The 12,893-nt window shown below is 31.8% G+C and carries 12 protein-coding genes; 10 read left to right on the top strand and 2 right to left on the bottom strand.

Annotated features, from left to right (window positions below; all coding sequences use genetic code 11):
- The first annotated feature begins 42 nt into the window (after window positions 1-42).
- Window positions 43-1,170: a tRNA epoxyqueuosine(34) reductase QueG gene (gene queG / locus ACJTHF_RS04965; RefSeq protein ID WP_078355955.1), complete on the top strand. Its 1,128-nt coding sequence runs from the start codon at window positions 43-45 to the stop codon at window positions 1,168-1,170.
- Between the two features lie 3 nt (window positions 1,171-1,173).
- A complete protein-coding gene (gene trmL, locus ACJTHF_RS04960) occupies window positions 1,174-1,647 on the top strand; it encodes a tRNA (uridine(34)/cytosine(34)/5-carboxymethylaminomethyluridine(34)-2'-O)-methyltransferase TrmL (protein ID WP_025904798.1) in 474 nt (157 codons plus the stop codon).
- Window positions 1,648-1,681: 34 nt separating this feature from the next.
- On the opposite strand, the gene ACJTHF_RS04955 is transcribed toward trmL, so the two are convergent.
- Window positions 1,682-1,822, bottom strand: a complete 141-nt coding sequence (locus ACJTHF_RS04955; RefSeq protein ID WP_162841915.1) for a hypothetical protein — start codon at window positions 1,820-1,822, stop codon at window positions 1,682-1,684.
- A gap of 86 nt (window positions 1,823-1,908) precedes the next feature.
- Here ACJTHF_RS04955 and nagA point away from each other — a divergent pair, with 86 nt between their 5' ends.
- From nagA to ACJTHF_RS04925, 6 genes are all read left to right on the top strand, one after another.
- On the top strand, window positions 1,909-3,060 hold the full coding sequence (gene nagA / locus ACJTHF_RS04950; protein WP_078355954.1) for an N-acetylglucosamine-6-phosphate deacetylase: 1,152 nt from the start codon (window positions 1,909-1,911) through the stop codon (window positions 3,058-3,060).
- A gap of 48 nt (window positions 3,061-3,108) precedes the next feature.
- On the top strand, window positions 3,109-3,708 hold the full coding sequence (locus tag ACJTHF_RS04945; RefSeq protein ID WP_048539838.1) for a 6-phosphogluconolactonase: 600 nt from the start codon (window positions 3,109-3,111) through the stop codon (window positions 3,706-3,708).
- The gene (locus ACJTHF_RS04940; RefSeq protein WP_370622769.1) at window positions 3,647-3,859 is read left to right on the top strand and encodes an SAS053 family DNA gyrase inhibitor; all 213 of its coding nucleotides are present in this window, start codon (window positions 3,647-3,649) and stop codon (window positions 3,857-3,859) included. Before ACJTHF_RS04945 ends, ACJTHF_RS04940 begins: the two co-directional genes overlap by 62 nt.
- A gap of 152 nt (window positions 3,860-4,011) precedes the next feature.
- The gene (gene fumC / locus ACJTHF_RS04935; protein ID WP_048539839.1) at window positions 4,012-5,400 is read left to right on the top strand and encodes a class II fumarate hydratase; all 1,389 of its coding nucleotides are present in this window, start codon (window positions 4,012-4,014) and stop codon (window positions 5,398-5,400) included.
- Between the two features lie 89 nt (window positions 5,401-5,489).
- A complete protein-coding gene (gene ppx / locus ACJTHF_RS04930; RefSeq protein WP_058591068.1) occupies window positions 5,490-7,016 on the top strand; it encodes an exopolyphosphatase in 1,527 nt (508 codons plus the stop codon).
- 71 nt (window positions 7,017-7,087) lie between these two features.
- Complete coding sequence (locus ACJTHF_RS04925) at window positions 7,088-9,253, top strand: RNA degradosome polyphosphate kinase (protein ID WP_058591067.1); 2,166 nt, start codon at window positions 7,088-7,090, stop codon at window positions 9,251-9,253.
- Window positions 9,254-9,300: 47 nt separating this feature from the next.
- On the opposite strand, the gene ACJTHF_RS04920 is transcribed toward ACJTHF_RS04925, so the two are convergent.
- Complete coding sequence (locus tag ACJTHF_RS04920) at window positions 9,301-10,122, bottom strand: RluA family pseudouridine synthase (protein WP_048539842.1); 822 nt, start codon at window positions 10,120-10,122, stop codon at window positions 9,301-9,303.
- 104 nt (window positions 10,123-10,226) lie between these two features.
- On the opposite strand from ACJTHF_RS04920, the gene ACJTHF_RS04915 reads away from it, so the two are divergent.
- Together ACJTHF_RS04915 and ACJTHF_RS04910 are read left to right on the top strand one after the other, a co-directional pair.
- Window positions 10,227-11,765 (top strand): bifunctional GNAT family N-acetyltransferase/carbon-nitrogen hydrolase family protein, encoded by a 1,539-nt coding sequence (locus ACJTHF_RS04915; protein ID WP_058591066.1) that lies wholly within the window; start codon window positions 10,227-10,229, stop codon window positions 11,763-11,765.
- Window positions 11,766-11,782: 17 nt separating this feature from the next.
- On the top strand, window positions 11,783-12,892 hold the full coding sequence (locus ACJTHF_RS04910) for a GAF domain-containing sensor histidine kinase (RefSeq protein WP_078355953.1): 1,110 nt from the start codon (window positions 11,783-11,785) through the stop codon (window positions 12,890-12,892).
- Window position 12,893: the final 1 nt, after the last annotated feature.

The following is a 12,893-nucleotide window of genomic DNA, read 5'->3' as shown; positions in this document are numbered from 1 at the left end:
TGTTAAAATGTATTAGCATGTTTGATAGTGAGGTGAATAAATTTGAATTTAGATCAATTGAAGCAAGAAGTGATAGATTATGCACATTCTATTGGTATTGATAGTATTGGATTTACAACTGCTGATCCTTTTGATGAATTAAAGAAAAAGTTAGAAGATTATCATTCTAAAGGATATGCTTCTGGGTTTGAAGAAAGTGATATTGAATTAAGAACAGTCCCTAAATTATCATTACCATCTGCTCGCTCAATTATAGCAATTGCTGTAGGGTATCCGAATAAATTAAAGGGTGCTCCTAAAAGTGTTAGAGGAGATAGAAGAGGTATGTTTGCGCGTGCTTCATGGGGCCAAGATTATCATACTATTATGAGAAATCGCCTTGATAAACTCAGTTTATTCCTAAAAGAAAAAGTGCCTGATGTAGAAATTAAATCAATGGTCGATACAGGTGTCTTGTCTGACCGTTCAGTAGCTGAAAGAGCTGGGTTAGGATTTGCAGGTAAAAATGGATTTATTATTAATGAAGAACTAGGTACTTGGAGTTATCTTGGTGAAATGTTAGTCAGTATACCATTTAAACCTGATGATCCAGTTATAGATAGTTGTGGTGATTGTAACATTTGTGTTGATAGATGTCCGACAGGTGCCTTAGTAGGTAATGGTCAATTAAATAGTCAAAAATGTATCAGCTTTTTAACACAAACAAAAGGTTATTTAAAAGATGAATACCGCTATAAAATAGGAAATCGTCTTTATGGATGTGACACATGCCAACAAGTATGTCCACGAAATAGAGGGATTAATACTGAACATGACGACATTATATTAGAACCTGAGGTACTAAAACCTAGACTTGTACCACTACTCAAAATGTCTAATAAAGAATTTAAAAATACTTATGGACATTTAGCTGGTGCATGGAGAGGTAAAAAGCCGATTCAACGAAATGCGATTGTCGCACTTGCTCACTTTAATGAAGAAAGTGCAATACCTGATTTAATAGATGTTGCGTTAACAGATCCGCGACCAATGATAAGAGGCACTGCGTTTTGGGCTATCGGTCAAATACAAGGTGAAGAGGCAAGACCATTCATTATGTCACACTATGAACGTGAAATAGAAGAAGTCCAAGAAGAAATGATAAAAGGATTAGAGATTAGGAGAAAATAAATTATGACAAATCATGTAGTTTTATATCAACCAGAAATTCCAGCGAATACTGGGAATATTGCACGTAGTTGTGCAGCAACAGATACAACTTTACATTTAATTAGACCATTAGGTTTTAGTACTGATGATAAAATGTTAAGAAGAGCTGGTCTAGATTACTGGAAATTTGTAAATATTGTTTATTATGATAGTATTGAAGAATTTTTCGAAAAGACTGAAGGTGGCAACTATTACTTACTAACGAAGTTTGGTACTCAACCACATACTCAGTTTGATTACAGTAATGTTGAAGAAAATCATTACTTTATATTTGGTAGAGAAACAACAGGACTTCCTGATTGGGTTAAAGAAAAATATAAAGATACAGCATTAAGAATTCCAATGAATGATAATGTAAGATCTTTAAATTTATCTAATACTGCTGCAATATTAATTTATGAAGCGTTAAGACAACAAAACTATCCTAATTTATCATAGAAATAAAAAAACTGAGGCCATATGGCCTCAGTTATTAATTATTATTTGATTTTAAAGATTCAAGTTCTTTGTTTAAATCTTCTTCCTTAAGACCGTAGTCTTTAGAATCGCGACCAGCAGTTAACATCGCAGTAATAAATGCTACACCAACCATACAGATTAATAGCGTATTCATTTAATTAGCCCCCTCGTAATGTTATGTTATCTTTATTATATACGAATTAAGGCAATAATTAAATACATTTTTAAGGAGACATTGATATGGATAATTATATTTTGAAAAATGCACAAATTTATACTGAAACATATAAAATTGATCATGGCTATATCGAAGTGCGTAATGGGTGTATTCACGATATTCAAGAAGGGGAATATACAGGTACATTACATACGATTGATGCGAATGGTCAACACGTACTTCCAGGATTTATTGATATACATATTCATGGCGGTTATGGCCAAGATGCAATGGATGCAACACCAGAAACATTGAATTTATTGTCTGAGAAATTATTATCTGAAGGTACGACTAGCTTTTTAGCCACTACGATGACGCAATCAACTGAAGCCATCAATGCTGCATTAGAAAATGTTGCAAACTATAAACAGATAGATGATAAACGTGCTGAAATACTCGGTGTACATTTAGAAGGTCCATTTATTTCTGAACATAAAGTTGGTGCTCAAAATCCTGCATTTGTTGCAAGACCTACAGTGCAAAAATTCAAAGATTTTCAAGAAAAAGCAAATGGCGCGATTAAAGTAGTGACAATTGCGCCAGAAGTTGAAGGTGCAGAAGAAGTTATTAAAGCACTTCATCAAGATGTTATTTTTTCAGCAGGACATACCGTATCTGATTACGATGGCGTTGAAAAAGCAGTTCAAAATGGTCTTAAGCATATTACACACTTATATAATGCCCAAACGACATTTACACATAGAGAACCAGGCGTATTTGGTGCCGCTCTGACAGATGAAAGATTAACAACAGAAGTCATTGTTGATGGTATTCATTCTCATCCTGCTGCAGTAAAATTAGCGTATCTTGCTAAAGGAAATGAGAATTTCTGCATTATTACAGATGCAATGCGTGCAAAAGGTATGAAAAATGGTAAATACGATCTTGGAGGTCAAGATGTATTTGTTAAAAATAACGAAGCAAGATTAGAAACAGGTTCACTTGCAGGAAGTATATTACTTATGAACAAAGGCTTAAAAAATTTAATGGACTTTGCAAATATACCACTTGAAGAAGCATGGCGTACAGCAAGTTTAAATCAAGCTATTCGATTGAAAGTTGATGATAGAATTGGCTCAATCAAAGTTGGAAAACAAGCAGATCTTGTTATAGCTGATTCAGAATTAAATGTTTTAACTACTATTAAAAAAGGGTATATTATAAATAATGACTAAAGGTTATGATTTTTGTAAATAGACAAGTTGAAATGAGGAGTGGACAAAATGGCTTTAAACTTTAAAGTATTTGAAACAAAAGATATTGCTGCACGATATGCTGCAGATGTAGTTCGCAAACAATTTAATTCAGACAGCACTTCAGTTGTCGGTGTACATTTAGAAGCTGAGCAAACATCATTTTTTGATGAACTATTAGATGATGTTAAGAAAAATCCTGTGAACTTCAGTCAAATTCATATTTTAGATTTTGACGGTAAAGAAGATTATTACACAGAATTAGGTGTCCCAGCTAAACAAGTATTAAAAACTGATGTCGGTAGTGATGTTGAAGCATTTATTAAAGAAAAAGTGAATACTGACAAAAAGAAAAACAAATTGATGTTAGATGTTGTCACTTTAACTGAAGATAGTAGAACTGGATTAGACTATAATCAAGCAATTCACCCAGCAAGAGAAGTTATCGTACTTGTCACTGGTAAAGAAAAAGCTAAAGCAGTAAGTCAGTTATATCAAGAACCTGCAAATGGTTCTGTTGAATCCGCTAAATTAAAACAACATAGAATGGTAACAGTTGTATTAGATAATGAAGCGGCACAAGGCTTACCTGAAGACGTTAGATCTTACTTCTCAATTCAATTTTCATAAGAAGGTGAGAAATTTGAATAAAAATCTAGAAGAAGAAAATGAAATGGTTCAAGACCTAGAAGATGTTAAAGAACTAGGTAAAGAAATGGAACAAATATCAGAACAAAATGATGAAGCTTTTGAAGAAAAGAAATCTGAACAAGAGTCTTAAAAAACGAGTCTGGGACATAATGTAATGTCTCAGTCTCTTTTTTTCGTTAATTTAAATTATCTGACAACTGAGAGTTTAAATCGCTTTCTTTATACGATATAATAGAGATGAATAAAGAATGATGAATTCAAGAAATAAAGGGGAGTATTGAAATGAGTTACAGAATTGAACATGATACATTTGGTGAAATTAAAGTTCCAAGTGAGAAATATTGGAAAGCACAAACACAAAGAAGTAAACAGAATTTCCCAGTAGGTAAAGAACAAATGCCAATTGAAGTGATTTATGGATTTGCACATTTAAAAAGAGCAGCAGCGATTTCAAATCATGAACTTGGTAAATTATCTGATGATAAGAAAGATGCCATTGTATATGCTACTGATGAAATTTTAAAAGGAAACTTAGATGAACATTTTCCTCTAGTAGTTTGGCAAACAGGTAGTGGTACACAAAGTAATATGAACGTGAACGAAGTTGTGAGCTACGTTGCCAATGAATACTTGAAAGAAAAAGGTTCAGAAGAGTCCGTTCATCCAAATGATCATGTTAATATGTCTCAAAGTTCAAATGATACATATCCAACTGCGATGCATGTTGCTTTATACCATGAAATTGAATCTAAATTATTACCAGCAATTGGTACGTTAAGAGATACATTTAAGAAAAAAGAAGAAAATTTCAAAGATATTATTAAAATCGGTAGAACACATTTACAAGATGCAACACCTTTAACTTTAGGTCAAGAAGTTAGTGGTTGGAGATATATGTTAGATAAATGTGAATCATTATTAAATGAATCTAAAGGTCAATTATTAAACTTAGCAATTGGTGGTACAGCAGTTGGTACTGGTATCAATGCACATCCAGAATTCGGCGATAAAGTGGCTAAACAGATTAGCGAACAATTAGGTTATCCATTTGTATCATCTGAAAATAAATTCCATGCATTAACTGCTCATGATGAAGTTGTTTATGTTCATGGCGCACTTAAAGCATTAGCAAGTGACTTAATGAAAATTGCAAATGACGTAAGATGGTTAGCTTCTGGCCCAAGAGCTGGATTAGCTGAAATCTCAATTCCAGAGAATGAACCAGGTTCATCAATCATGCCAGGTAAAGTAAACCCAACTCAATGTGAAATGTTAACAATGGTTGCTGTTCAAGTATTAGGAAATGATGCAGCAGTAGGTATAGCAGCATCACAAGGTAACTTTGAATTAAATGTATTTAAACCAGTTATTTTATACAATACATTACAATCTATTTATTTATTAACTGATGGTATTGAAACATTTAATAACAATTGTGCAGTTGGAATTGAACCGATTGAAGAAAATATCGATAAATATTTAAATCAATCATTGATGCTTGTTACTGCTTTAAATCCACATATTGGATATGAAAATGCAGCAGCAATTGCGAAAAATGCTCACAAAAATGGATTAACATTAAAAGAATCTGCAATTGAATCAGGACTTCTAACAGAAGAACAATTCGATGAGTGGATTAAACCAGAAGATATGATAAGCTCTAAAAAATAATAGCAGCTTTAAGACACAAATATAAAGAACAGAAAAAAGGTGCTATAGGCACCTTTTTCTGTATCAAAATATAACTTTGGAGGCAATTTATGAAGAGATTAGGATTAATAGATATAGGTTCCAATACTATAAGACTTGTTATTTTTGAATACTCTAAAGATACAGGTTTAAATGAACTACAAAACGTTAAAACACCAGCACGTTTGAGTCAATATTTAGAAGAAGATAAAACAATGAACAAAGATGGAATCAATATTTTAGTAGAAACATTAAATAGTTTTAAAAAAGTTGCCGAAAAATTTCAAGTGGAAGAACTTGTCCCTGCAGCTACAGCAGCAGTAAGACAATCTAAAAATATAGATGAAATTATAAAAAGTGTAAAAGACAAAACGAATCTCGATATTGAAATTATTCCAGAACAAGATGAGGCGTTTTACGGATTTTATGCAGCAACACATACTTTAAATATAAATAACGGTATTACAGTTGATATAGGTGGTGGTTCAACAGAAATAACTTATTTTGAAGATAAAAAGTTAAAAGAGGCAATAAGTTTTCCTTTTGGTGTTGTAACTTTAGAGAAAATATTTTTCTCTGATAAAGATCACAATGATAAAAATGCGATAAAAAAATGTGAGAAGTATGTTAAAGAACAGTTTGAGTCTGAAAAATGGATAAAAGATAAAAACGTTCCTATTATAGGAATTGGTGGATCTGCCCGAAATAATGCGCGTATACATCAGTCATTAAATAATTATCCAATTGCAGGTGTACATGGGTATGACATGACTAAAAAAGGACTTGAAGAAGTGTTTGATGTCTTGAAAAAATCTGATAAAAGTGAATTAAAAGATTTAGATGGTTTAAGTAGAGACCGTACAGATATCATTTTACCTAGTTCTATTGTCTTTAATACATTATATGATATCGCAGATGCAAAACGTTTTACGTTCTCAAGAAAAGGTCTACGTGAAGGTTTAGTGATGACAAGAATTAAAGAAGAATTTCCAAAGGCATTTAATAAAAATAATGTTACAAGTGATGCATTAAAACATATAGCAAATGAATATAATATCAATGCTTCAAATGGTAAACAGCGCATGAAATTAGCTGAAGATTTGTTAAACAAATTAGAAGATATCACTAGCTTCAAAATTTCAAAAGAAGATAGAGAAATATTTAAAGAAGCTGCATATTTATATTATTTAGGTTCATTTATTGATGCAGATTCTAGTTCACAACATACGTATTATATTATAGCCAATTCAAGTATTAATGGTTTATCGCATAAAGAAAGGGTTAAATTAGCACTTCTGGCAAGCTTTAAAAACAAGACATTATTAAAGTTCTATATAAAGGGAACGCCTTGGTTTGATGATGAAGAAATGGAAATTATTCATAAGCTTGGCGGCATCATTAAGTTTGCGCATGCTTTAAATGTTTCTAATACGGATTGCATTGAATCAATGGCATTAATTGAAAAGAAAAATGAATTTGAATTAAAAGCCAAATATGTTACAGACCCAATCGCTGAAGAATATCAGTCAGATAGACAGAAAAAACATTTAGAAAAGTTACTACCGAAAAAACTTAATATTATATTTACACAAGATTAATAAACTTACGTTTAAATGAAGTAGTGTGATTTTATAATCTTGATTGGAAATTTGTAAAGGGTGAGATAATTATGGAAGCACAAGCGGAACAATTTTATTTAGACAATCCAGAATATTACAACAACCGAGAATTAAGTTGGCTAGACTTTAATTATCGTGTTCTTGAAGAAGCAATTGATCCTAACAATCCTTTATTAGAACAGTTGAAATTTTTAGCAATTCATAGTTCTAATTTAGATGAATTTTTTATGGTTAGAGTAGCGGGGTTGAAAGACCAAGTTAAGATGAATTTTAATGAACCAGAGAATAAAGCGCAATTGACACCTAAAGAACAACTAATCGGCATTGAAAAGAAAAATAGAGTGAACGTCGAGCTTCAATATAAGCGATTTAATGAATTAAAAGAATTGTTAAAGAGCTATAAAATATTTATTACACAACCAGAAAGATTGCCAGAACCTTTGATTGAGCAGCTTCAACATCAATTTAACACTGAAATATTACCAACACTTTCACCATTAGGAATAGATGCATACAGGCCGTTTCCAAAATTAAATAATAAAATGTTGAATTTATTTGTAGATATTAGGCTAAATGATGGCGAAATTAAATCGGCAATCGTTCCTGTTCCAACATTATTAGATAGAATTATTAAGTTAGAACATGAAGGCGTTAAATATATTGTATTTCTTGAAGATGTCATTTCATTATTTATAGAACAATTATTTAATGGATATGAAGTGATTAATACGTACACATTCAGAGTAACAAGAAATGCAGATTTAACAATTCATGAAGAAGGTGCAGAAGATTTATTAATAGAAATAGAACGATTTTTAAAAGAAAGAAAAAGTGGTGCAGCAGTACGACTTGAAATTGATAGTAGACATATAGACGCAGAAGTGAAGAGTATTTTCTTAATGAATGAACTTGAGTTATCAAACGAAGATATATACAGAGTTAATGGTCCACTAGATTTAACAGTGTTATTCTCTCTTGTAGGACAATTAGAAGATTTATTCCCAGAACTACTATTTAAACCTTATACACCACAAATACCTTCCTCATTAAGTAAAAATAATGTTTTTGAATTAGCATTGGAAAGAGATGTATTTTTCCATCATCCATATGAATCTTTTGAGCCGATTGTTGAATTTATAAAAGAAGCTTCAGAAGATCCAGATACACTTGCTATCAAGCAAACACTTTACCGTGTAAGTAGTGATTCACCAATCATTCAAGCTTTAAAAAATGCAGCTGAAAATGGTAAACAAGTTACAGTTCTTGTTGAATTGAAAGCTCGATTTGATGAAGAAAACAATGTTCAGTGGGCAAGAATGCTGGAGGATGCAGGTTGTAATGTTATTTATGGTATGACATTCCTTAAAACACATAGTAAAATTACGCTAGTTATTAAGAAAGTTAAAGGAAAAGTGATACCTTTTGTGCATCTAGGAACAGGGAATTACAATGATAAGACAGCTAAAATATATACAGATATGGGAATTATTACGACAAACCCTCAAATAGGACAAGATGCGATTAACTTCTTTAATTATTTAAGTGGTTATTCATTAAAGCCTGATTATAATGAGTTAATCGTCGCACCATTTGAAATACGAGATTTCTTTGTTGAACATATCGAACAAGAAATGGAATCTCATAAAGAACATGGTAATGGTCTCATTATAGCTAAAATGAATTCGTTAACAGATAAAAAAGTAATTAAAAAATTATTTGAAGCATCACAGTGTGGCGTCAAAATTAAACTGATAATTCGAGGTATTTGTTGTCTAAAACCAGGTATTAAAGGTGTAAGTGAAAATATCGAAGTCATCAGTATTGTAGGTAGATTTTTAGAACACTCAAGAATCTATTATTTCTACCATAATGGACAAGAAAAAATGTATCTTTCTTCAGCTGATATGATGACAAGAAATATGATTAAACGTGTTGAAATATTATTCCCAGTATTAGATCCTAATTTAGTTAAACGTTTAAAAGGTATTGTTGATTTACAACTCAATGATGGACTAAAAGGTCGTATTCAAAATAATGAAGGTTTATACCAATACAATGATGCAGGGAATAAACATATGAACTCACAAGAAATGTTAATGGATGAGGCTATGTTAGCAGGGAAAGAAATGAGAAAGTCTCACTTAAATATAGGGAGACCTGTAACGAGTAAAAGAAGTAACTTTATTAATAAATTTAAACAAAGATTAAAGAGATAAATAGAAAAAGCCAACAAAGTTAAAGCTTTGTTGGCTTTTCGCGTTATTTAATCGTCTAATGTAACTGAAATCAATTCATCTTTAAATGGATGTTCGAATTCTATTTTGTAGCTGTGTAATTTTAATTTTCTAAGTTTACTGTTGTTGTAAAGTGGATCACCGACAACTGGATGTCCTATTTCTGCAAGGTGGACACGGATTTGGTGTGTTCTACCCGTATCTAATTTTAATTCTACTTCTGCTGTATGTTCATCAATCATATGACTTTCAAGTATATGTGTGATCGCACGTTGACCTGTTGGTGATACACGTCTTTTGTTTGGATGGAACTTGTCTTTACCAATTGGCATATCAATTGTTTGTGGTTTAAGTGGTAATAGACTATCAACTTGCGCTTTATATGTTCTTGTAATTTCTCTATCTTCTAACATACGATCTAATATTTTTTTAGCGATAGGGTGTTTTGCGACTAATAATAAACCAACAGTTTCTTGGTCAAGTCTATGGACAGGCTCAGCATAATCTGAATCTAACGTATAGATCACGTGATTCATAAGTGTGTTTGCTTCTTTTAAATCATTTGGATGTGTTTTAACACCTTTAGGTTTAACAACAATAGCTAAGTATTCATCTTCGTATTTAATTTCAGCTAATCGGTAACTAGAAACATATTGGCTTGATTCGTCAAATAATGGGATATTGAGTTTATCTCCAGCATTTACAGTATTTCTTAATGTACACACTTCGTCATTTATCGTAAGTTCTTTTGACATTCTTAAAAGGTGAAGTTCTTTCTTTGGTAGATGTAAAGATTTAAACATCTCTTCGATTGTTTGACCTTCAAATTTTGATGGTATTGTAATTAGCATAGCGCCCTCCAGGAATATTTCTCTCAAAATCGGGAAAAATTATATTATAACAAAAAATAAGTTATAATTATTATAACAAGAAAAAGAGATGAGGAGTATGTTTCATGTCAAAATCAATCGATAATAATGAATTTAACGTAAGTATTAATACTAGACAGATGACTTTTGATGATATTGAAGAAGTTATTGAATTACAGTCTAAATGTTTTCCAGGGATGGAACCGTGGGAGAGAGGACACCTTGAAAGTCATTTAAGAATGTTTCCGAGAGGACAAATTGTTGTAGAATTTGAAGGTGAAATAATAGGTTCATGTTCTTCACTTATCATCAATTTTGATGAATATGATGACAGACATACTTGGGATAGTATTACGAATAATGGTTATATTACAAACCATAATGATCACGGTCATAATTTATATGGTATTGAAGTCATGGTTCATCCTGATTATAGAGGGATGAAAGTAGGCGCAAGATTGTATGAAGCGCGTAGAGAGATTGCCTATGAATTAAACTTAAAGAGTATCATTATAGGCGGTAGAATTCCTAACTATCATCAATATAGTGATGAATTAACGCCACGTGAATATGTACAAGGTGTCATTAAACATCGTATTAAAGATCCCGTATTAACATTTCAATTGATGAATGATTTTACGTTAATGCGTATTAATCCCAATTATTTAAATGATGATGTAAAAAGTATGAAATTTGCTACTTTGATGGAATGGAATAATCCTGATTACATAGCAAGAAGTAATGTTCATTTTAAAACGAGTGAACCTGTGAGAATATGCACAGTTAATTATATGATGCGTAAAATTAATTCATTTGAAGAGTTTGCAAACCAAATTGAATACTTTATTGATGTTGCATACGATGCGGATAGTGATTTTATCGTCTTTCCAGAATTGTTAACGACACAATTAATGAGCTTTGATGAACAAAGTAATCCGGCAGAATCTATTAGAAAATTAACTACTTATACATCTCAATATATTGAGATGTTCAATCAGTTTGCGATGAAATATAATATCAACATTATTGGTGGTTCTCATTTCGTTGAAGAAGGGGAAGATATTTATAATATTTCATATTTATTTAGACGAGATGGATCTATCGAAAAACAATATAAAATCCATGTAACACCAAATGAAAGAAAATGGTGGGGTGTATCACCTGGTAATGGCGTTGAAGTATTCGATACTGATTGTGGTAAAATAGCGATTCAAATTTGTTACGATAGTGAATTCCCTGAAATGGCTAGAATCGCAATGGAAAAAGGTGCAAAAATTATATTTACACCATTCTCAACAGAAGATAGACAAAGTTATTTACGTGTAAAATATTGTTGTATGGCACGCGCTATAGAAAACCAAGTTTATACAGTGACTTCAGGTACATGCGGTAACTTGCCACAAACTGAGAATATGGATATCCAATATAGTGCTTCAGCGATATATTCTCCTTCAGACTATGGTTTTGCTCGTGATGGTATCGTGAGTGAAACAGGTGAGAATTTAGAAATGGTTGCTATCGGTGAAATTGATTTAGAAGTATTAAGAAGAGGTAGAGAAAACGGAACTGTTAGACATCTTAGAGATAGACGACATGACGTATATAATATTACGTATAATCAATAATAATAAAGGTGATTGATATGGAAAAACCAACGCGTACAAGCCTTTTAAAAGAAATTGCGGAATTTTTAAATGAAGAGACTGAAATGTATAGTATGATGCATGGCGCACTTAAAAAATTAGTGAGTGGTAGTAACTTTCATACAGGTTGGATATTTTTTATTGATGAAGAAGGTAAACATGAACTTGTTGCTGAAGAAGCGTTACCGCCCGCTTTAACACATAATAGCTGCCAATACATGACAGAAGGTACGTGTTGGTGTGTAACAGCATATCAAAATAAAAAACTAACGAAAGCTTCAAATATTATTACATGTTCGAGAATTGTAAAAGCAACTAAAGAACATCATGATAAGACGGATGGGATTACACATCATGCAACTGTACCACTGCGTTCTGGTAATGAACAATTTGGACTGCTTAATATTGCGACACCAAATACGAAACGATATTCAGAAGAAGATTTAGAATTGTTAGAGTCTGTAGCATTTCAAATCGGCTCTGCTATTAAACGGATATTATTAACCGATCAAGAAAAAGAAGCAGCTCGTATAAATGAAAGAAATAGGTTAGCAAGAGATTTACATGATTCTGTTAATCAAATGCTATTTTCTTTAAAAATCACTGCTCATGCTGCGAAAAGTCTTGATGATCATGAAGCGGCTAAGAAAGCTTTTCAAACAATTGAAGAGACGAGTCAAAGTGCTGTCAATGAAATGAGAGCACTAATATGGCAACTTAAACCGATAGGATTAGAACAAGGTTTAATATCAGCTATTAAACAATATAGTCAGTTAATTCATATTGAACCTGAATTTGAAGTTGAAGGACTTATTGATTTGCCGAATACAATTGAAGAGAATGTTTATCGTATTATTCAAGAATCATTAAATAATATTCATAAACACTCAGGTGTAAATAGTGCGAAATTATATCTAGAACAAAATAAAAAATCGTTTAAATTTAAAGTTGTAGATAACGGTAAAGGATTTGAAAGTCAAGATTTAGACAATAAGCTATCTCACGGTTTGAGAAATATTAAGCAACGTGTTCAAGGAATGAAGGGACATGTAGATATTAAATCAAAATTGAATGAAGGAACAGAAATTGTGATTTCTATTCCACTTTAAA

Origin of the sequence: Mammaliicoccus sp. RAM2 (genome assembly GCF_045897195.1) — a bacterium.
Taxonomy (GTDB): Bacteria; Bacillota; Bacilli; order Staphylococcales; family Staphylococcaceae; genus Mammaliicoccus; species Mammaliicoccus sciuri.
The sequence above is the reverse complement of the archived record's forward strand: the minus strand, read 5'-3'. Positions and strand labels throughout refer to the sequence as shown.

Coding starts and splice junctions, on each gene's coding strand:
- ACJTHF_RS04955 (WP_162841915.1), bottom strand. CDS start 1,822: ATGAATACGCTATTAATCTGTATGGTTGGTGTAGCATTTATTACTGCG.
- ACJTHF_RS04920 (WP_048539842.1), bottom strand. CDS start 10,122: ATGCTAATTACAATACCATCAAAATTTGAAGGTCAAACAATCGAAGAG.
- ACJTHF_RS04915 (WP_058591066.1), top strand. CDS start 10,227: ATGTCAAAATCAATCGATAATAATGAATTTAACGTAAGTATTAATACT.
- ACJTHF_RS04925 (WP_058591067.1), top strand. CDS start 7,088: ATGGAAGCACAAGCGGAACAATTTTATTTAGACAATCCAGAATATTAC.
- trmL (WP_025904798.1), top strand. CDS start 1,174: ATGACAAATCATGTAGTTTTATATCAACCAGAAATTCCAGCGAATACT.
- ACJTHF_RS04910 (WP_078355953.1), top strand. CDS start 11,783: ATGGAAAAACCAACGCGTACAAGCCTTTTAAAAGAAATTGCGGAATTT.
- nagA (WP_078355954.1), top strand. CDS start 1,909: ATGGATAATTATATTTTGAAAAATGCACAAATTTATACTGAAACATAT.
- ppx (WP_058591068.1), top strand. CDS start 5,490: ATGAAGAGATTAGGATTAATAGATATAGGTTCCAATACTATAAGACTT.
- ACJTHF_RS04945 (WP_048539838.1), top strand. CDS start 3,109: ATGGCTTTAAACTTTAAAGTATTTGAAACAAAAGATATTGCTGCACGA.
- fumC (WP_048539839.1), top strand. CDS start 4,012: ATGAGTTACAGAATTGAACATGATACATTTGGTGAAATTAAAGTTCCA.
- ACJTHF_RS04940 (WP_370622769.1), top strand. CDS start 3,647: ATGAAGCGGCACAAGGCTTACCTGAAGACGTTAGATCTTACTTCTCAA.